Annotated in this window: 18 protein-coding genes; 13 read left to right on the forward strand and 5 right to left on the reverse strand. The window is 65.9% G+C overall.

The window, feature by feature from the left end; genetic code table 11:
* Positions 1-166 precede the first annotated feature (166 nt).
* From WKW77_RS30725 to xylB, 8 genes are all read left to right on the forward strand, one after another.
* Complete coding sequence (locus tag WKW77_RS30725) at positions 167-1,474, forward strand: ABC transporter substrate-binding protein (RefSeq protein ID WP_340360679.1); 1,308 nt, start codon at positions 167-169, stop codon at positions 1,472-1,474.
* A 120-nt stretch (positions 1,475-1,594) separates the two neighbouring features.
* A complete protein-coding gene (locus WKW77_RS30730; protein ID WP_340360680.1) occupies positions 1,595-2,452 on the forward strand; it encodes a carbohydrate ABC transporter permease in 858 nt (285 codons plus the stop codon).
* Between the two features lie 13 nt (positions 2,453-2,465).
* A complete protein-coding gene (locus WKW77_RS30735; RefSeq protein ID WP_340360681.1) occupies positions 2,466-3,287 on the forward strand; it encodes a carbohydrate ABC transporter permease in 822 nt (273 codons plus the stop codon).
* Between the two features lie 21 nt (positions 3,288-3,308).
* The gene (locus WKW77_RS30740; protein ID WP_340360682.1) at positions 3,309-4,349 is read left to right on the forward strand and encodes an ABC transporter ATP-binding protein; all 1,041 of its coding nucleotides are present in this window, start codon (positions 3,309-3,311) and stop codon (positions 4,347-4,349) included.
* A gap of 138 nt (positions 4,350-4,487) precedes the next feature.
* The gene (dalD, locus tag WKW77_RS30745; RefSeq protein WP_340360683.1) at positions 4,488-5,906 is read left to right on the forward strand and encodes a D-arabinitol 4-dehydrogenase; all 1,419 of its coding nucleotides are present in this window, start codon (positions 4,488-4,490) and stop codon (positions 5,904-5,906) included.
* Complete coding sequence (locus WKW77_RS30750; RefSeq protein WP_340360684.1) at positions 5,903-6,691, forward strand: L-iditol 2-dehydrogenase; 789 nt, start codon at positions 5,903-5,905, stop codon at positions 6,689-6,691. The genes dalD and WKW77_RS30750 overlap by 4 nt, the downstream gene beginning before the upstream one ends.
* Before the next feature lie 25 nt (positions 6,692-6,716).
* Complete coding sequence (locus WKW77_RS30755) at positions 6,717-7,655, forward strand: AraC family transcriptional regulator (RefSeq protein WP_340360685.1); 939 nt, start codon at positions 6,717-6,719, stop codon at positions 7,653-7,655.
* A 9-nt stretch (positions 7,656-7,664) separates the two neighbouring features.
* The gene (gene xylB, locus WKW77_RS30760; RefSeq protein WP_340360686.1) at positions 7,665-9,131 is read left to right on the forward strand and encodes a xylulokinase; all 1,467 of its coding nucleotides are present in this window, start codon (positions 7,665-7,667) and stop codon (positions 9,129-9,131) included.
* 129 nt (positions 9,132-9,260) lie between these two features.
* Here the strand turns inward: xylB and WKW77_RS30765 are convergent, their stop codons facing one another.
* Positions 9,261-9,836, reverse strand: a complete 576-nt coding sequence (locus WKW77_RS30765; RefSeq protein ID WP_340360687.1) for a hypothetical protein — start codon at positions 9,834-9,836, stop codon at positions 9,261-9,263.
* A gap of 30 nt (positions 9,837-9,866) precedes the next feature.
* Positions 9,867-10,097 carry a hypothetical protein gene (locus WKW77_RS30770; RefSeq protein WP_340360688.1) on the reverse strand — a complete coding sequence of 77 codons (231 nt, stop codon included), beginning with the start codon at positions 10,095-10,097 and terminating at the stop codon, positions 9,867-9,869.
* A gap of 226 nt (positions 10,098-10,323) precedes the next feature.
* On the opposite strand from WKW77_RS30770, the gene WKW77_RS30775 reads away from it, so the two are divergent.
* Positions 10,324-10,728, forward strand: coding sequence for a hypothetical protein (locus WKW77_RS30775; protein ID WP_340360689.1), 405 nt, complete (start codon positions 10,324-10,326; stop codon positions 10,726-10,728).
* A gap of 1 nt (position 10,729) precedes the next feature.
* Here WKW77_RS30775 and WKW77_RS30780 read toward each other — a convergent pair whose 3' ends face one another.
* The 3 genes from WKW77_RS30780 to phbB form a co-directional block, all read right to left on the reverse strand.
* Positions 10,730-12,421 (reverse strand): cation:proton antiporter domain-containing protein, encoded by a 1,692-nt coding sequence (locus WKW77_RS30780; protein WP_340360690.1) that lies wholly within the window; start codon positions 12,419-12,421, stop codon positions 10,730-10,732.
* A 38-nt stretch (positions 12,422-12,459) separates the two neighbouring features.
* Positions 12,460-13,800, reverse strand: coding sequence for a dicarboxylate/amino acid:cation symporter (locus WKW77_RS30785; RefSeq protein WP_340360691.1), 1,341 nt, complete (start codon positions 13,798-13,800; stop codon positions 12,460-12,462).
* 138 nt (positions 13,801-13,938) lie between these two features.
* Positions 13,939-14,676: an acetoacetyl-CoA reductase gene (gene phbB, locus WKW77_RS30790; RefSeq protein ID WP_340360692.1), complete on the reverse strand. Its 738-nt coding sequence runs from the start codon at positions 14,674-14,676 to the stop codon at positions 13,939-13,941.
* A 132-nt stretch (positions 14,677-14,808) separates the two neighbouring features.
* Between phbB and WKW77_RS30795 the strand changes: the two genes are divergently transcribed.
* The 4 genes from WKW77_RS30795 (at position 14,809) to WKW77_RS30810 (ending at position 18,935) form a co-directional block, all read left to right on the forward strand.
* Complete coding sequence (locus WKW77_RS30795; protein WP_340360693.1) at positions 14,809-15,825, forward strand: ABC transporter ATP-binding protein; 1,017 nt, start codon at positions 14,809-14,811, stop codon at positions 15,823-15,825.
* Positions 15,826-15,860: 35 nt separating this feature from the next.
* Positions 15,861-17,165 (forward strand): ABC transporter substrate-binding protein, encoded by a 1,305-nt coding sequence (locus WKW77_RS30800; protein WP_340360694.1) that lies wholly within the window; start codon positions 15,861-15,863, stop codon positions 17,163-17,165.
* Between the two features lie 70 nt (positions 17,166-17,235).
* A complete protein-coding gene (locus WKW77_RS30805) occupies positions 17,236-18,105 on the forward strand; it encodes a carbohydrate ABC transporter permease (RefSeq protein ID WP_340360695.1) in 870 nt (289 codons plus the stop codon).
* Positions 18,102-18,935, forward strand: a complete 834-nt coding sequence (locus tag WKW77_RS30810; RefSeq protein WP_340360696.1) for a carbohydrate ABC transporter permease — start codon at positions 18,102-18,104, stop codon at positions 18,933-18,935. Before WKW77_RS30805 ends, WKW77_RS30810 begins: the two co-directional genes overlap by 4 nt.

Genomic DNA, 18,935 nt, shown 5'->3' on the forward strand with positions numbered 1-18,935 from the left:
GATGCCCGAGGTCTTCGTACATCCCTTCTTGCTCAAGCTAGGGAAGTCACCAATCAATCGGTGCATCTGAGTATCGCCAGCGTCAATCCGAGTACCAAACCCGCAATTCGCAGTCTCCAGAATCCGACCACGACGACCCGCCGTCGTCGATCCCAAGGAGACAAACATGAAGCGTTTTCTGAAGGCGGGCCTGGCGCTCGCGATTGCGGGCACGGGCCTCGCGCATGCCGCGACGGAACTGGTCGTTGCGACCGTGAACAACGGCCACATGATCGAGATGCAGAAGCTCACCAAGTTCTTCGAACAGGCGAATCCCGACATCAAGGTCAAATGGGTCACGCTCGAGGAAGGCACGCTGCGCCAGCGCGTGACGACCGACATCGCCACCAAGGGCGGGCAGTTCGACGTGATGACCATCGGCATGTACGAAACGCCGATCTGGGCCAAGAAGGGCTGGCTGGTTCCGATCGCGACCGATGCCGCCTATGACGTCGACGACCTTCTGCCTGCGATGCGCAACGGACTCTCGGCCGATGGCAAGCTCTACGCTGCGCCCTTCTACGGCGAAAGCTCGATGCTCATGTACCGCAAGGATCTCGCGGACAAGGTCGGCTTCAAGATGCCCGACCAGCCGACGTGGGTGCAGGTGAAGGAACTCGCCGGCAAGATCCACGACCCGAAGAACGGCGTCTACGGCATCTGCCTGCGCGGCAAGCCGGGCTGGGGCGACAACATGGCGCTCCTGACCACCATGGTCAACACCAACGGTGGCCAGTGGTTCGACACGAGCTGGAAGCCGCAGATCGACTCCAAGCCCTGGCACGACGCGATCAGCTTCTACGTCGACCTGATGAAGGCCTACGGCCCGCCCGGCGCGTCGGCCAACAGCTTCAACGAGAACCTCGCGCTCTTCAACGAAGGCAAGTGCGGCATGTGGGTGGACGCGACCATCGCGGCCTCGTTCGTGAGCGATCCGAAGCAGTCGAAGGTGGCCGACAAGGTCGCGTTCGCGCAAGCGCCCGTCGCAGTCACGCCGAAGGGCGCGAACTGGCTCTGGGCCTGGGCGCTCGCGATTCCCGCGGGCTCGCAGAAGGTCGATGCGGCGCAGACCTTCATCAAGTGGGCCACGTCGAAGGACTACATCAACCTCGTCGCGAAGGAAGAAGGCTGGGGCTCGGTGCCCACCGGCACGCGCAAGTCGACCTATGCGTCGCCGGAGTTCGTCAAGGCTGCGCGCTTCGCCGAGGCCGAGAAGAAGGCGATCGACACCGCGAATCCCAACGACAGCACGTTGCCCAAGTCGCCCTACGTCGGCGTGCAGTACGCGGCGATTCCGGAGTTCCAGGCGATCGGCGTCGCGGTCGGCCAGCAGATGAGCGCGGCGCTTTCGGGCAAGGTCACGGTCGATCAGGCGCTGAAGACCTCGCAGACGACGGCGGAACGTGAGATGAAGAAGGCCGGGTACTACAAGTAACCCCCGGCATCAGGACACTTCGCCGTGTCTCACCTCCCCACTCCCGTGCAGGGGACGCAGCCTGCGGACCAGCAAAGCTGGATCCGCGGCAGCGCTCCCAGCAATCGGAAAGAGGCTCCCGTGAACCGCCTGCTGCCCCGCGCCTTGATGGCACCGGCCGTGCTGGTGCTCGTCCTCTGGATGCTGGCGCCGCTGTTGATGTCGATCTATTTTTCGTTCGTCAACTACAACCTCATGCAGCCCGGCGAGCGCACCTTCAACGGGCTCGCGAATTTCGAGTACTTCATCACCGACCCGGACTTCTGGCCCGCGGTGTGGAACACGCTGATGCTGATCGGCAGCGTGATCGTCATCACGGTGGTGCTCGGCGTGGCGCTCGCGCTGCTGGTGAACGAACCCTTCCCGGGGCGCGGCATCGTGCGGGTGCTGCTGATCTCGCCCTTCTTCGTGATGCCCACGGTGAACGCGCTGCTGTGGAAGCACATGATGATGAACCCGATCTACGGCATCCTCGCGGACGTCTGGCGCACGTTCGGCGCCGAGCCGATCGACTGGCTCACGGACCTGCCGCTGTTCTCGGTGATCGTGATGGTGGCGTGGCAGTGGCTGCCGTTTGCCTGCCTGATCTTCATCACCTCGCTGCAGTCGCTCGACCGCGAGCAGATGGAAGCCGCTCGCATGGACGGCGCCACGGCCGTGCAGCGCTTCGGCTACCTCACGCTGCCGCACCTCGCGCGGCCGATGGCGGTGGTGATCATGATCGAGATGATCTTCCTGCTCTCCGTGTTCGCCGAGATCGCGATCACGACCGCCGGCGGCCCCGGCAACGAGAGCACGAACCTCACGTACATGATCTTCAAGCAGTCGCTGATGAACTTCGACGTGGGCGTTGCATCGGCAGGCGCGCTGTTCGCGGTGGTGCTGGCCAACATCGTGGCCGCCTTCCTGATCCGCATCATCGGCAAGAACCTCGACTGAAGGGACGCACGCCATGGACGAAAGCCGCCTCCCCCTGATCCTGCGCACCGTCGGCGCATGGATCGTCACCCTGCTGCTCTTCTTCCCGCTGGGCTGGCTGGTGCTGACCTCGTTCAAGACCGAACTGCAGGCGATCCATGTGCCGCCGCTTTTCTTCTTCGAGCCCACGCTGGAGAACTTCACGGAGGTGCAGCGCCGCAGCGACTACCTGCTGTTCGCGAAGAACTCCCTCGTCACGAGCATCGGCTCGACGATCGTCGGGCTTGCGATCGCGGCGCCGGCCGCCTACTCGATGGCCTTCTTCCGGACGAAGCGCACGCGCGACATCCTGATGTGGATGCTTTCCACCAAGATGATGCCGGCCGTCGGCGCGCTGGTGCCGATCTACGTGATCGCGCAGACTGCGGGCCTGCTCGACACGCGCACCGCGCTCACCGTCGTCTTCACGCTGTCGAACCTGCCGATCATGGTGTGGATGCTCTACACGAGCTACAAGGACATCCCGCCCGAGATCCTCGAAGCCGCGCGCATGGACGGCGCGAACCTGTGGACCGAGTTCCGGCATGTCGTGCTCCCGCTGTCGATCGGCGGGCTCGCCTCCACCGGCCTGCTGTGCCTGATCCTGAGCTGGAACGAGGCCTTCTGGGCCCTCAACCTCAGCTCCGCGAAGGCCGGCACGCTGGCGACCATGATCGCTTCGTATTCGAGCCCCGAAGGTCTCTTCTGGGCCAAGCTCTCGGCCGCTTCGGTCATGGCGATCGCACCCATCGTCGTCTTCGGCTGGTTCAGCCAGAAGCAACTGGTGCAAGGCTTGACCTTCGGCGCAGTGAAGTAACGAATCAGAGAGGACTTCGACATGGCCTACCTCCAACTCGACAACATCCAGAAGAGCTTCGGCGACACGCACGTCATCAAGGGCGTGAACCTGGAGATCGACAAGGGCGAGTTCATCGTCTTCGTCGGTCCCTCGGGCTGCGGCAAGTCGACCTTGCTGCGCCTGATCGCGGGGCTCGAATCGATCACCAGCGGCAAGCTCTCGCTCGACGGCAAGGACATCACGCACACGCCCTCGGGCAAGCGCGACCTCGCGATGGTGTTCCAGAGCTATGCGCTCTATCCGCACATGAGCGTGTACGACAACATGTCCTTCGCCCTCAAGCTCGCGAAGGTGTCGAAGGACGTGATCAAGACCAAGGTCGAGTACGCGGCGAAGACGCTCAACCTCACGCAGTACCTCAACCGGACCCCGAAGGAGCTTTCCGGCGGCCAGCGGCAGCGCGTCGCGATCGGCCGCGCGATCGTGCGCGCGCCGAAGGTGTTTCTCTTCGATGAGCCGCTCTCCAACCTCGATGCCGCCCTGCGCGGCAACACGCGGGTGGAGATCCACAAGCTGCACCGCGCGCTCGGCGCGACCAGCATCTACGTCACGCACGACCAGGTCGAGGCGATGACGCTGGCCGACCGGGTGGTGGTGCTGCGCGACGGCCTCATCGAGCAGGTCGGCACGCCGATGGAGCTCTACGACCACCCGGCGAACCAGTTCGTCGCGCAGTTCATCGGCATGCCGTCGATGAACATGGTGCAGGCGAAGGCGATCCCCAGCTTCTCGGCGCTGACGGGCGGAAAGCTGCCGTCGGACGGGTTCCTCGGCGTGCGGCCCGAGCAGCTGCACGTTCATCGCAACGGCCACGGTGGCGGCGGTGGCGCGTCGGCGCAGGTCGATCTCATCGAGGCGCTCGGCGCGGATACGCTGATCCACGTCAACGTCGATGGCGTGCCCCTCATCGCGCGGCAGAACGAGCGCACCGAGCTCCAGCCCGGCGATTCGGTCAGCGTCGAGCTCGATCCGTCGGTGCTTCACTTCTTCAATCGCGATGGCCGTGCGGTCGCCGCCTGACATGAAGCTCCCCCCCAGGCTGCGCGCACTTCGTGTCGCTTCGCCACTGCCGGGGGCAACACCGGCGGCCCGGCGAAGCCGGTTCCGCGGTGTTCCACGAACGGGCCCTGCGCCGCAAAACGCAGTGGAGTATTTGACATGACCCGATCCGCTCCTTCTGAATTCACGGTGCTGCACCTCGGACTTGGCTCCTTTCATCGCGCGCACCAGGCCGTGTACCTGCAGGCGCTGATCGACGCAGGCGACACGCGCTGGTCGCTCGCGGGCGCGAACCTGCGGCCGGACATGGCCGAGGTCGAAGCGGCGCTCATCCGGCAAGGCGGTGCATATACGCTCGAAACCGTGTCGCCCGCCGGCGAGTACCGCTACCAGCGCATCGAGTCGATCCGTGAGGTCCTGCCCTTCGATCCCACGCTTGCGGGCGCGATCGCGCGCGGCGCGGATCCGCGCACGCGGGTGATCTCCTTCACCGTGACCGAGGCGGGCTACTACCTCGACGGGGCGGACGGGCTCGACTTCGCCGCCCCCGATCTCGCCGCCGATCTCGATCGCGCACAAGGCGGTGCAGGCGGCACCACGATCTACGGTGCAGTGAGCGCAATCCTGCGCGCACGGCGCACGGCCAACGGCGGCGCAGTGACGCTGCTGAACTGCGACAACCTCCGGCACAACGGCGAGCGCTTCCGCAAGGGGCTGCTCGCCTTCATCGAGAAGACCGGCGACAGCGACTTGCTGGAATGGGTGTGCACGCAGACGACCTGCCCCAACGCCATGGTCGACCGCATCACGCCCAGGCCCCCGCCCGAACTGCGACAGCGCGTGCTGCAGGCCACAGGCTGGGACGATGCCGCGCCGGTCACCGGGGAGAGCTTCATCCAGTGGGTGATCGAGGACGACTTCGCGAACGGCCGGCCGGACTGGGGGCGCGTCGGCGTTCAACTGGTCGAGTCGGTCGCCCCTTACGAGGAGGCGAAGATCCGCATCCTGAACGCCACGCACAGTTGCATCGCATGGGCGGGCACGCTCGCGGGCTTCCAGTACATCCACCAAGGCACGCACGATGCACGGATCCGCCGCATGGCCTTCGACTACGTGACGGACGACGTGATCCCCTGCCTGAATTCGCCGGACCGCCCGAGCCCCGTCGACCTGCCTGCGTACCGCGACGTGGTGCTCGAACGCTTCGGCAATCCGGCCATCCGCGACACGAACCAGCGGGTGGCGATGGATGGCTTCTCCAAGATTCCGGGCTTCATCGCGCCGACGGTGCGGGAGCGGCTCGCGCGCGGCGCAGGCATCGACAGCGTCGCGATGCTGCCGGCGCTGTTCCTCGCCTTCCTGCAACGCTGGCACCGGGGCGCGCTGCCGTATGTCTACCAGGACCAGGGCATGGACGACGCCGCCGCGCACGCGATCTGCGATGCGGCCGACCCGGTCGCCGCGCTGGCCGGCAACCGCACGCTGTGGGGCGACATCGCGGGCGATGCGCGCCTGGTCGATGCGCTGCGCAAGGCGGATGCGCGCGTGCAGGCCTTCATGCAGGGGCGCGCGGCATGACCGGCCGTCTCGCGCAACGCCACGTGCTCATCACCGGTGCCGGCGGTGGCATCGGGCTCGCGATCGCCGCGGCCTGCCTCGCAGAGGGCGCGCGCTGCACGCTCGCGGACCTCGGGCCAGCGCCATCCGAAGGCGTGGAACAGCTGCGCCGCCAGCATCCGGAGGCGCTCGCCTATGTCGAAACCGACGTCACGCAGGCGCCGTCGGTCGGCGGCATGCTCTACGCGGCGCGCGCGGCACATGGGCCCGTCCACACGCTGGTCAACAACGCCGCGATCTTCGACATGGCACCGCTGCTGCAAAGCGACGAGGCCTCGTTCGACCGCCTCTTCTCGGTCAACGTGAAGGGCATGTTCTTCGTCATGCAGCGCGTGCTGCAGCACATGATCGACGAGGGCGTGACCGGCGGTTCGGTGATCAACATGGCATCGCAGGCCGGCCGTCGCGGCGAGGCGCTCGTGTCGCACTACTGCGCGACCAAGGCGGCGGTCATCAGCTACACGCAAAGCGCCGCGCTCGCGATGGCGCCGCACGGCATCCGCGTGAATGCGATCTCGCCGGGCGTGGTCGATACGCCGATGTGGAGCCACGTCGATTCGCTCTTCGCGAAGTACCAGAACCTCCGGCCGGGCGAGAAGAAGCGGCAGGTGGGCCTGGAAGTCCCTCTCGGCCGCATGGGTGCGCCGGACGACATCGCGGGCGCCGCCGTATTCCTCGCGAGCGACGAGGCGCGCTACATCACCGCACAGACACTCAACGTCGACGGTGGTAACGTCATGAACTGATGAAGGTCCTGCCAGGGAACGTTCCATGACATCGGCGCGCCATCGTCACCTCCCCCGCCACCGCGAACCCGAGCTGGAGCGCGAGATCACGCGCTCGCCCTCGCTCGGCTACGAGGCGCCGGAGGAGTCCGGCCTCGTGCGGTGCCTTGCGCACGGCATTCCGAGCCCGCTGGTGCGCTGGCACTTCCATGAGGAGTACGAGCTGCACCTCATCACCGAAACCTCCGGACGCGCCTTCGTCGGCGACTGGATCGGCCCCTTCCAGCCGGGCCACCTGGTCCTGTGCGGACCGCGGCTGCCGCACAACTGGCTGTCGCTCGATGCGCCCGAAGGCGGCGTGGCCGAGCGCGACCGCGTGATCCAGTTCCGGCACGAGCCGATCGAGAGCGCGGCAGCGGGCATCCCCGAGCTGCGCGAAGTGCTGCAACTGCTGGAGCGCTCGCGCCACGGCATCGAGTTCTTCGGCATCGCGGACCGCGCGCTCGACCACTGGGAATCCGTCAAGGCCGCGCATGGGCTGCAGCGCCTCGCGCGCTTCCTCGAATACCTGGCCGAGTTGGTGAAGTGCACCGACTATCGGCTCCTTTCCAACGTGCAGATGCAGGGCGTGGAGGGCGATGCCGAGGTCGACCAGATCAACGTGATCGTGAACCGCATCACCTCGAACCTCGCGGAACCGATCGTGATGTCCGACATCGCCACCGAACTGGGCATGAGCGAAAGCCGCTTCAGCCGGTTCTTCAAGCGCTCGACCGGCAACAGCTTCACCGACTTCGTGAACCGCGTGCGCATCAACAGCGCCTGCCACCTGCTGATGCAGACCGACCATTACGTGACGGACATCTGCTATCAGGTCGGCTTCAACAACGTCGCGAACTTCAACCGGCGCTTCCTCGAAATCAAGGGCATGACACCCACCGAGTTCCGCCGGCAGAGCGACAGCCGCTACAGCAACCTCGCCTGACGCACGGCCATGTACCTCGGGCTCGATCTCGGCACCTCGGAGCTGAAAGCGCTGCTGCTGGCGGACGATCACCGCATCGTGGCGCTCGCGCGTGCGCCGCTGACGGTGAGCCGGCCGCAGCCCCTGTGGTCGGAGCAGCTGCCCGCGCAGTGGTGGGAAGCGCTCGAAGCCGCGATGGCGGCACTGCGGCGAAGCAATGCGGATGCGCTTTCGGCGGTGCGCGCCATCGGCCTTTCCGGGCAGATGCACGGCGCGGTCGCGCTCGATGCGAGCGGACAGGTGCTGCGCCCCGCGATCCTCTGGAACGATGGCCGCAGCGCCGCGCAATGCGACGAATTGACGGCGCTCGTGCCGCACCTCACCAACATCACCGGCAATCTAGCGATGCCCGGCTTTACCGCGCCCAAGCTGCTGTGGATGCGGGCGCACGAGCCGGAGCTGTTCGCGCGCACGGCCTCGGTGCTGCTGCCCAAGGATTGGCTGCGGTTCATGCTCAGCGGCACGCGGGCGAGCGACATGTCCGATGCCTCGGGCACGCTGTGGCTCGACGTCGCGGCGCGCGACTGGTCCGACGAGATCCTCGCCGCATGCGGACTGAGTCGCAGGCACATGCCCGAGCTGCTTGAAGGCAGTGCGGCAGCAGGCCGGCTCAAGCCGGAACTGGCAGCGCGCTGGGGACTGCCCGCGGGCATCCCGATCGCCGGAGGCGGCGGCGACAACGCGGCCAGCGCGGTGGGCATGGGCCTGGTGTCCGCCGGGCAAGGCTTCGTCTCGCTCGGCACCTCGGGCGTGATCTTCGTCTGCGGCGACCGCTTCGCGCCCGACCCGGACCGGGCGGTGCACGCTTTCTGCCATGCGCTGCCGAATCGGTGGCACCAGATGTCGGTGATGCTGTCGGCTTCGAGCGCCGTGACCTGGGCTGCCCGCAGCTTCGGGCTGGGCAACGAGGCCGCGCTGCTCGCCGCGGCGGCGACCATCGGCATGGACGCTCGGCGGCAGGCCCCCTTCTTTCTTCCCTACCTGTCGGGCGAACGCTCTCCGCACAACGACGCGAATGCACAGGGGGTGCTGTTCGGCCTCACGCATGCGCACGGGCCGGCGGAGATCGCCTACGCGGTGGCCGAAGGCGTGAGCTTCGGACTTCGCGACGGGCTGGACACCCTCCAGAAACCCGCCGGCGACTTGATGCTGGTCGGCGGCGGTGCGCGCAGCGCGTGGTGGGCGCAACTGCTTGCCGACATCCTCCAGGTGCCGCTCGCGGCGTGCGAGGGCGGCGAAGCCGGTGGCGCGCTGGGCGCGGCGCGGCTCGCGTGGCTGGCGGACGGCGGATCGGAAACGGCGGTGTGCCTTCAGCCGCCGGTGCGGCAACGCTTCGAACCGAACATCTCGCTGCGGGACATGTTCACCGTGCGGCACCTGCGCTTCAAGTCGCTGTATGCCGCCCTGCGCGGGAGCTTTGCGACGGCTGATGCGTGACCGACGCCCGCGGCCCCGCTTCGCATCACCCGTTCGGAAGCACCCGCGGAACCGGCTTTGCCGGGCCGCAGGGGTGCGCCCCCTCGAGGGGGTGCAGAGCCACACGCAGCGGGCGAGGCTGGGGGTGGGTCAAGAACCGCCCATCGGTCCGAATGACGTGCGAAGCCCCGCATAGTCGGTCGGGCCGCTGCTTTCGGGCGGATTGCCGGTCGCCGACAGCCAGGCCGCGATGCTCGGCAGGCGGCGATCGAAATAGAGCTGCAGGTGCATCCAGTTGCCCGTGTTGGTGTGGCCCTCGGTCTTCTCGAGCGCCTCGACCGCGATCGTGCGGAGGCTGCTCACCATTGCGAGCGAGCGACCGTCCAGCAGCTGCAGCGTCACCTCGCGGCCCTGCATGAGAACTTCCTGGAGGATGCGGCGATGCACGCTGTAGTCGTCCCAGCTGCGCTTGATGCAGGCGTCGTTGAGCTCGCGAAAGACCCAGTGCATGTGGCTGGCGAACATCGCGGCCACCTGCCCGGCCTGCCGCAGGCTCTGCCGGGACGCCGTCACCTGCAGCCGCACCGCCCAGAGCATGGCCACCAGCACCCCCAATGTCTGCACCCATGCGGCCCATTCGCCCGAGGTCATGGGCCGGAAGATCCAGCCCACGACGATCAGGAATCCGATACCGGCGCCGATTGCCGCGCCTCCGAGCTTCCGCATGCTTCCCCCCCAGGATCGACGGCTTCCCGCTCAGCTTCGCGGGCCGTCCTTGCCGAACAGTTTCCGGATCGCGGCGACACCCGCGACCAAGGCGTTGGAATAGGTGACGTACGGGTCGGTCGCGGCCTCGATCGGCAGATAAGGCAGCGCGTCATCCGTCTCGTAGTCCGTGGCTTCCAGCAACACCCAATAGAACTCGCCCTCTTCGAGTTCTTGAACGGTCAGCGCGATATTTCGCAATTGCGACATAGGGTTAGGCACGGGACTTCGTTGGACATCCGATGCTAGTCAAGTCATCTAAGGAACGCCTACGCACAATTTCACGATTTGACACAAATGTGACCATTAGATTTACTTTAGGCAAGCCCGGATACCCTGAGGGCGAAGGGCATTCGCCCCCGCCGGCCGGGTCACCAAACTTTCCTACAGGTCTTGACGCGCGCCCAACCTAAGCTCAGTCTTGTCCCATCCACCGTCAGGAGGAGACATGAAGCACTTCAATCTCGATCCTCACATGACCGCCGTCGTCGGAGGCGCCTTCTACCCGAGCGGTCACTCCATGGTGATGTTTCCCGACGCGGCGGACGCCAACCGCATCGGCCATCAACTCCTGGACAACGGCTTCAGCGGCGACGAGATCTATCTGATCCCGCCGCACGTGATCATCGAGCAGATCACGCCCACGATCCGCGACGACGCCAACCCGCTGCCTTCCGCAGGCACGGATGCGGCCACGGTCCGTGCCTTCACCAAACTCGCGCGCGAGGGCCACACCGCCCTGCTCGTACGTACGCGCAACGAAGACGCGGCGAACAAGCTCATGGAGTTCGTGCGAACGGTGCCCTACTCGATCGCCCAGCGCTACCGCACGCTGGTGATCGAGGATCTGTAGGTCAAGCGCCCGCAGCGTGCGACAGAACCGCCCGGGCCATCGCCTGGGCCAGTTCATGCTCGCCGAGGAGCACGGTGGCCGACACCTCCTGCGAGAGCAGGCGGGCTTCGTCCTCGTTGTGGCTGCGGATCACGGTCTCGATCCCCGGGTTGAGGGTGCGCGCCGCCTCGATCATCTGGCGCACGTTGATCGCATCCGCCGTCGCCACCACCAGCACGCGCGCCCGCGCAATGTGGGCCTGGATCAGCACACCCGGCTCCGCCGCATCGCCCCATACCGCCGCCATCCCCTCGGCCCGCAGCTTTTCGACCAGCTCGCGGTTCTGCTCGGCGACCACGAAGGGAATGTCGTGCGCCGACAGCGTCGCCGCGATGCGCCGGCCGACCCGCCCGTAGCCGACCAGCACGACCTGCTTCGAGAGGTACTTCGCAGCCGTGCTCATCGGCAGCTCGGCCAGCGGATCGTCGCGCGCCTCGAGCCCGCGCGCGAACGACGAATGCGCGTGCAGCCATCTCTGGATGGGCGAGATCAGGCTGAACCACAGCGGGTTGGTGGCGATGGAAATCAGCCCCGCCGCGAGCAGCAGGCTCTGTCCCTCCACCGGCAGCAGGCCGAGCCTTCCGCCGAGCGAAGCCAGGATGAACGAGAACTCGCCGATCTGCGCGAGGCTCGCACTCACCGTGAGCGCGGTGCCGAGCGGATAGCGGAACAGCAGCACCAGCGCACACGCCGCCACCGACTTGCCCACGACGATCACCATCACCACCGCCAGCACCTGCAGCGGCCGCTCGACCAGCACCATCGGGTTGAACAGCATGCCCACCGAGACGAAGAACAGCACCGCGAAGGCATCCCGCAGCGGCAGTGATTCCTGCGCGGCGCGATGGCTGAACTCGGATTCGCGCATCACCATCCCCGCGAAGAAGGCCCCCAGCGCGAAGGACACGCCGAAGAGCGCGGCCGCCGAGAACGCGATGCCCACCGCCGCCGCAACGACACAAAGCGTGAAGAGCTCGCGCGACCCGGTGCGCGTCACCTGCCACAGCACCCACGGGAACAGGCGCCGCCCCACCACAAGCATGAGCGCGACGAAGCCGCCGACCTGCAGCAACGTGAGGCCCAGCGTCTGCCAGATCGGCTCGGTCCGCTGCCCGGGATCGACGCCGACCAGGGCGTTCGCGAGCGGCGGCATCAGCACCAGCACGAGCACCATCGCGAGGTCTTCCACCACCAGCCAGCCGACCGCGATGCGGCCGGTGAACGAATCGAGGATGCCGAGGCTTTCCAGCGCGCGCAGCAGCACCACCGTGCTCGCGACCGACAGCGACAGGCCGAAGACCAGCGCGGCACCGAGATTCCAGCCCCACCATGTCGCGAGCGCGCCGCCGAGCACCGTCGCGACCGCGATCTGCACCAGTGCGCCGGGCACCGCGATCTTGCGCACTGCGAGCAGGTCGTCGAGCGAAAAGTGAAGCCCGACGCCGAACATCAGCAGCATCACCCCGATCTCGGCAAGCTGGGCCGCGATGCCCGCATCGGCCACGAACCCCGGCGTGAACGGCCCGATGATGACCCCCGCAAGGAGATAGCCGACCAGCGCCGGCAACCGAAGCCGCACGGCCAGAAAGCCGAGCAGCAGCGCCAGCCCGAGGCCGGCGGCGAGGGTGTTGATCAGTGAAACGCTGTGCGGCATCGCCTTGCATTCTGCAGAGCGATGCTTTTGCCCCGGATTCAGGTGGCCATTTTCTCGTCGCGGGCGTTCAGGAGTTCTTCCGGCTCCTGCGCCTCTTCCCAGGTCTCGTTGTTGAGCCCCGCCTGGAGCCGCTCCATGTCGAGTTCGTCGGTCCATTTGGCAACCACGAGAGTTGCGACGCCGTTGCCGATCAGGTTGGTGAGCGCTCTCGCTTCGGACATGAAGCGATCGATGCCCAGGATCAGTGCGAGGCCCGCGACCGGCACATGGCCCACCGCCGAGAGCGTTGCCGCGAGCACGATGAAGCCACTGCCGGTGACGCCTGCCGCGCCCTTCGAGGTCAGCAGCAGCACCCCGATCAGCGTGAGCTCCTGCATCAGCGTCATCGGCGTGTTGGTTGCCTGCGCGATGAAAACAGCCGCCATCGTCAGATAAATCGAAGTGCCGTCGAGGTTGAACGAGTAGCCCGTCGGGATCACCAGCCCGACAGTCGTCTTGTTGGCGCCGAGGTTCTCCATCTTTTCCATCATCCGCGGCAGCACCGACTCGGACGACGAGGTGCCGAGCACGATGAGCAGCTCTTCCTTGATGTACTTGATGAATTTCCAGATGCTGAAGCCGTGGAAACGCGCGATCAGCCCGAGCACCACGAAGATGAACAGCAGGCAGGTCAGATAGAAGGTGCCCATCAGCTTGCCGAGCTGGAAGAGCGAGCCGATGCCGTACTTGCCGATGGTGAAGGCCATCGCACCGAACGCGCCGATGGGCGCGAGCTTCATGATGTAGTTGATGATCACGAAGAGCACGTGCGAGCCCTTCTCGATGATGTCGAACACCAGCGTGCCGCGCCCACCAAAACGGTGCAGGGCGAAGCCGAAGAGCACCGCGATCAGCAGCACCTGCAGGATCTCGCCCTTGGCGAAGGCGTCGACCACGGTGTTGGGGATGATGTGCATCAGGAAGTCGACCGTGCCCTCCATCTTGCCCGGGCCGGTGTAGGCCGAAAGCGCCCGCGTGTCGAGCGAGGCCGGGTCGACGTTCATGCCCGCGCCGGGCTTGAACACGTTGACCAGCACCAGCCCCACGACCAGCGCGATGCTGCTCACGATCTCGAAATACAGCAGCGCGAGGCCTCCTGTCTTGCCGACCTTCTTCATGTCCTCCATGCCCGCGATGCCGACCACGACGGTGCAGAAGATGATCGGGGCGATCAGCATCTTGATCAGCTTGATGAAGGCGTCGCCCAGCGGCTTCATGGATTCGCCGACCGTTGGGAAGAAGTGCCCGAGGAACACGCCGATGATCACGGCGGTGATCACCTGTGCGTAGAGGGATCGATAGATCGGCGGCTTTTTGCGAGCGGGTGCTTCGGGGGTCATGAAGGAACTCCTTGTGTGCTTGTCGTGGATCGGCGCGACTTCGGCGCGCTAGACCCAGCTTCTGGCTCCTGGTCCCTCCCAACAAAAAAGACCCGCCAGGGCGGGTCTTCGTTCCGTCGAGGCTGAGTAGCCTCCTCCTCAGTGCATGTGCAATCCGCCGTTCACGGAGAAGTCCGCGCCGGTCGAATAGCCGCCGTCTTCGGATGCGAGCCACGCGATGATCGAGGCGATCTCGCCCGGCTCGCCCAGGCGCTTGACCGGGATCGTGCCGACGATCTTGTCGAGGACTTCCTGGCGGATCGCCTTGACCATGTCGGTGCCGATGTAGCCCGGGCTCACGGTGTTGACCGTCACGCCCTTGCCGGCGAGTTCCTGCGCCAGCGCCATGGTGAAGCCGTGCATGCCGGCCTTGGCGGCCGAGTAGTTGGTCTGGCCGGCCTGGCCCTTCGCGCCGTTGACCGAGCTGATGTTGATGATGCGGCCCCAGCCCTTTTCCACCATGTCGCCGACGACCTGTTTGGTCACGTTGAACATGCTGTTGAGGTTGGTCTCGATGACGGCGCTCCAGTCTTCGGGGGTCATCTTCACGAACATGCGATCGCGCGTGATGCCCGCGTTGTTGACCAGCACGTCGATGGGCCCGTGCTCTGCCTTGGCCTTGGTGAAGGCTTCGACCGTGGACTGCCAGTCCCCGACGTTGCCGACGGACGCATGGAACTCGAAGCCTTCGGCTTTCTGTTCAGCGAGCCACTTGGCGTGGTCCCGGGTCGGACCACATCCTGCGATGACGGTGAAGCCGTCCTTGTGAAGGCGCTGGCAAATGGCCGTTCCGATGCCTCCCATGCCTCCGGTGACGTATGCGACTTTTTTGCTCATGAGTATTCCTTACGTAGGTGAAGCCTGAACAGGCGTTGGTCACTGTAGCGAAGTTTCTCACCAACTCTCGATCAGGAAAACACTGACCCCTCATTGCAACCGGGTGTCACAACCCGTCCATATACTGATTTGATGTCTTCCATCGCGTTGATCGACATCGCCAAGTCATGGGGCGACAGCACCGCGCTGCACGCCGTGAACCTGCAGATCGAGCCCGGGTCGTTCTGCGTGCTGCTCGGCCCCTCGGGCTGCGGCAAGTCGACCACCCTGCGCATCCTGGCCGGACTGGAGTCGGCCACGGCCGGACGGGTGCTCATCGATGGGCGCGATGTCACGACGCTCCCGCCGGCGCAGCGCGGCATCGCGATGGTGTTCCAGAACTATGCGCTCTTCCCGCACCTCAGCGTGGCGGACAACATCACCTTCGGCTTGTCGGTGCGCAAGGTGCCGGCCGCGGAAACCGCGCTTCGCCTGAGAAACGCGGCCGACCTGCTCGGCCTCGGCGCGTTGCTCGAACGCAGGCCCGGGCAGCTATCCGGAGGTCAGCAGCAGCGCGTGGCGCTCGGCCGTGCGCTGGTCGCTCAGGCCAGGGTCTGCCTCATGGATGAGCCGCTCTCCAACCTCGACGCGCAACTGCGCCAGGACATGCGGCGCGAACTGCGCGAGCTGCAGCGGCAACTGGGCCTCACCGTCGTCTACGTCACACACGACCAGGCCGAGGCGATGAGCATGGCCGACCAGGTGGTGCTGCTGCATCAGGGCCGCGTCGAGCAGGCCGGCATGCCGCGTGACCTGTATGCCAGACCGGCGACGACCTTCTCGGCGAGGTTCATCGGCACGCCGCCGATGAACCTCGTCGCGCTCGAAAGCGGACGCATCGCCGGCAGCGATGCCGACACCGGCATGCAAGCCGCAACGCTCGGCGTGCGACCCGAGGCGATCGTCCTTGACCCGCAGGGAATGCCGGCCGAAGTTCAAAGCGTGGAATACCTGGGCGCCGACCTCGTCATTGCCTGCCGCATCGGCTCGCAGACCGTGCTGGTTCGGACGGACGGCCGCCATCACGCCGAGTCCGGCGATCAGGTGGGCCTGCGCTGGGCCCTGGAAGATGCCCACGGCTTCGATGCCGTGGGAAAACGTATTCATTGATCCGCCTTTTTCGATCCAGAAGGAAGAACAAGACCATGCAACGCAAGACCTTCGTCCGGGCGCTCGCCGCCCAGTTCATCGCCGTCGGCGGCCTTTTTGCCGGCGCATCCGGCACGCTCCATGCGCAGACGCCGGTGGAAGTCCAGTTCTATTACCCGGTCGCCGTGGGCGGCCCGATCGCCAAGATCATCGATGGCTTCGCCGCCGGCTTCATGAAGGAGAACCCCGGCATCAAGGTGACGCCGATCTACGCGGGCACCTACCAGGAAACCATCGTCAAGGCCTTGACCGCGCACAAGTCCGGCACGCCGCCCGTGACCTCGGTGCTGCTGTCGACCGACATGTTCACGCTGATCGACGAAGACGCGATCGTGCCCTTCGACGATTTCGCGAAAACCGCGGACGACAAGGCCTGGCTGGGCGGCTTCTACAAGGCCTTCATGATGAACAGCCAGACCGGCGGCAAGACGTGGGGCATTCCGTTCCAGCGCTCGACCGTGGTGATGTACTGGAACAAGGAACTGTTCAAGGAAGCCGGCCTCGACCCGAACAAGGCCCCGGCCAACTGGGCCGAACTCAAGGACGCCGCCGCCAAGCTGACGAGGAAGGACGCGAGCGGCAAGGTCACGCAGTGGGGCGTGCAGATTCCGTCGAGCGGCTTCCCGTACTGGCTCTTCCAGACGCTGACCACGCCGAACGACGCGATCCTTGCCAACGAAGCGGGCACGGCAGTCAAGTTCGACGACCCGAAAGTCGTCGAGGCGCTGCAGTACTGGGTGGACCTCGGCAAGGCCGGCGTGCACCCGCCCGGGGTGGTCGAGTGGGGCACGACGCCGAAGGACTTCTTCGAGAAGAAGGCGGCGATCATCTACACCACCACCGGCAACCTGACCAACATCAAGGCGAACGCCAAGTTCGATTTCGGCGTCGGCATGATCCCGGCCAACAAGCGCAAGGGCTCGCCCACCGGCGGCGGCAACTTCTACATCTTCAAGAAGGCGACGCCGGCCCAGCAGGAGGCTTCGTTCAAGTTCATCAAGTGGATCACGCAGCCCGAGCGTGCCGCGCAGTGGAGCATCGATACCGGCTACGTCGCCGTCTCGCCAGCCGCCTACGAAACCGATGCGCTGCGCAAGTACGGCCGCGACTTCCCTGCGGCACTGGTGGCGCGCGACCAGTTGCCGTTCTCGGTCGCCGAGTTCTCGACGCATGACAACCAGCGCGTGACCAAGGCGCTCAACGATGGCCTTCAGGCCGCGCTGACCGGGACCAAACCACCGGCACAAGCCATGCAAGATTCGCAAAAGGAAGCCGATCGCATCCTGAGAACTTTCAAATGACCCCCAGGCTCCCCTGCTTCGCAGGTCCGCCAAGCCGATTCCCCAGGTGCCCTGGCGTCAGACTTCAGGCATGAGGCCGCGCGCCATCCACGCCTGGCTGATGCTGCTGCCGGCGCTGGTGCTGCTGGTCGCGTTCACGCATTGGCCGGCCATCTCCACGTTGATCGACAGCTTCTTCTCCACGCCCAAGGGCAAGCGGCCGGGCGTGTGGGTCGGGCTGGAGAACTACGAAGCGATGGTCGGCGACCCGGTGTTCTGGAAGGCGGTGCGCAACAACCTCTGGTTCGCGGGCGCGACGATCCCGACGTCGATCGCGCTCGCCCTGGTGATGGCGCTGTGGGTCAATGAACGCATCGCGGGCCGCGCCTTCCTGCGGATGGCGTACTTCACGCCGACGGTGCTGCCGATGATCGCGGTGGCGAACATCTGGCTCTTCTTCTACACGCCGCAGTACGGCCTGCTCGAGCAGATCACCGGCGCGCTGGGCCTCCCCTCGCACAACTGGCTCGGAAGCCCCTCCACCGCGCTCGGCGCGGTGACGGTGGTCGCGATCTGGAAGGAAGCGGGCTTCTTCATGATCTTCTACCTCGCCGCGCTGCAGACGCTCAACCCGAGCCTGCGCGAAGCGGCGGCGATCGAGGGTGCATCGCGCTGGTACTTCTTCCGTCGGGTGCAGTGGCCGCTTCTGATGCCGACCACCCTGTTCGTGCTGGTCAACGCCTTCATCAACGCCTTCCGCATGGTCGACCACCTGTTCGTGCTCACACGTGGCGGCCCGGACAACGCGTCGATCCTGCTGCTCTACCACCTGTACGAAGTGGGCTTCAGCTTCTGGGACACCGCCTATGCATCGACCATCACCGTGGTGCTCGTGGCAGTGCTCGCGGCCATCGCGCTGTTCCAGTTCTTCGTGCTGGACAAGAGGGTGCATTACAAATGAACGCAGCCACGCAGCGGCTTGCCTTCAACGAGCCCACCTGGATCGACACGATCGCGGCCTGGCTGCTCGCGCTGTTGTGGATCCTGCCTCTGGCCTATGCGGTGTGGACCGCCTTCCACCCGGCCGAATATTCGACGCGCTTCGCACTCGCCGCGCCGCTCACGCTCGACAACTTCCGCCGCGCCTGGGAAGCCGCGCCGTTCGCGCGCTACTTCCTCAACACCACGCTGCTGGTGGCGATGGTGCTCGCGGCTCAACTCGTGCTCGGCACGCTGGCCGCCTACGCCTTCGCGCGCTACGAGTTCAAGGGCCGCAACGTGGCCTTCGCGCTGGTGCTGGTGCAGTTGATGGTCATGCCGGACATCTTGCTCGTCGAGAACTACAAGACCATGGCGCGGCTCGGCCTGGTCGACACGCTGGTCGCCATCGGCCTGCCCTACTTCGCCTCTGCGTTCGCGATCTTCCTGCTGCGGCAGACCTTCATGGGCATCCCCAAGGAACTCGACGAGGCCGCACGCGTGGAGGGAGCGAGCGCGATGCAGACGCTCTGGCGCGTCTACGTGCCGCTCGCCAGGCCCGTCTACACCGCCTTCGCGCTGGTGTCGATCAGCTTCCACTGGAACAACTTCCTGTGGCCGCTCATCATCACCAACAGCGTCAACGCGCGGCCGCTCACGGTCGGGCTGCAGGTCTTCTCCTCGGTTGACCAGGGGGTGGACTGGTCGGTGATCACCGCGGCGACCTTGATGACTTCCGCGCCGCTCTTGATCGCGTTCCTGCTGTTTCAGCGGCAGTTCGTCCAGAGCTTCATGCGCGCCGGAATCAAGTGA

This window comes from Variovorax ureilyticus, assembly GCF_037889935.1.
In the GTDB taxonomy this organism is placed as follows: domain Bacteria; phylum Pseudomonadota; class Gammaproteobacteria; order Burkholderiales; family Burkholderiaceae_C; genus Variovorax; species Variovorax ureilyticus.

What these genes read in the sequence shown, in the direction of transcription:
- WKW77_RS30805 (WP_340360695.1), top strand. Translation starts at nt 17,236, where the DNA reads ATGAGGCCGCGCGCCATCCACGCCTGGCTGATGCTGCTGCCGGCGCTG.
- xylB (WP_340360686.1), top strand. Translation starts at nt 7,665, where the DNA reads ATGTACCTCGGGCTCGATCTCGGCACCTCGGAGCTGAAAGCGCTGCTG.
- WKW77_RS30775 (WP_340360689.1), top strand. Translation starts at nt 10,324, where the DNA reads ATGAAGCACTTCAATCTCGATCCTCACATGACCGCCGTCGTCGGAGGC.
- WKW77_RS30800 (WP_340360694.1), top strand. Translation starts at nt 15,861, where the DNA reads ATGCAACGCAAGACCTTCGTCCGGGCGCTCGCCGCCCAGTTCATCGCC.
- WKW77_RS30780 (WP_340360690.1), bottom strand. Translation starts at nt 12,421, where the DNA reads ATGCCGCACAGCGTTTCACTGATCAACACCCTCGCCGCCGGCCTCGGG.
- WKW77_RS30765 (WP_340360687.1), bottom strand. Translation starts at nt 9,836, where the DNA reads ATGCGGAAGCTCGGAGGCGCGGCAATCGGCGCCGGTATCGGATTCCTG.
- WKW77_RS30725 (WP_340360679.1), top strand. Translation starts at nt 167, where the DNA reads ATGAAGCGTTTTCTGAAGGCGGGCCTGGCGCTCGCGATTGCGGGCACG.
- WKW77_RS30740 (WP_340360682.1), top strand. Translation starts at nt 3,309, where the DNA reads ATGGCCTACCTCCAACTCGACAACATCCAGAAGAGCTTCGGCGACACG.
- WKW77_RS30810 (WP_340360696.1), top strand. Translation starts at nt 18,102, where the DNA reads ATGAACGCAGCCACGCAGCGGCTTGCCTTCAACGAGCCCACCTGGATC.
- WKW77_RS30750 (WP_340360684.1), top strand. Translation starts at nt 5,903, where the DNA reads ATGACCGGCCGTCTCGCGCAACGCCACGTGCTCATCACCGGTGCCGGC.
- WKW77_RS30735 (WP_340360681.1), top strand. Translation starts at nt 2,466, where the DNA reads ATGGACGAAAGCCGCCTCCCCCTGATCCTGCGCACCGTCGGCGCATGG.
- WKW77_RS30795 (WP_340360693.1), top strand. Translation starts at nt 14,809, where the DNA reads ATGTCTTCCATCGCGTTGATCGACATCGCCAAGTCATGGGGCGACAGC.
- WKW77_RS30785 (WP_340360691.1), bottom strand. Translation starts at nt 13,800, where the DNA reads ATGACCCCCGAAGCACCCGCTCGCAAAAAGCCGCCGATCTATCGATCC.
- WKW77_RS30755 (WP_340360685.1), top strand. Translation starts at nt 6,717, where the DNA reads ATGACATCGGCGCGCCATCGTCACCTCCCCCGCCACCGCGAACCCGAG.
- phbB (WP_340360692.1), bottom strand. Translation starts at nt 14,676, where the DNA reads ATGAGCAAAAAAGTCGCATACGTCACCGGAGGCATGGGAGGCATCGGA.
- dalD (WP_340360683.1), top strand. Translation starts at nt 4,488, where the DNA reads ATGACCCGATCCGCTCCTTCTGAATTCACGGTGCTGCACCTCGGACTT.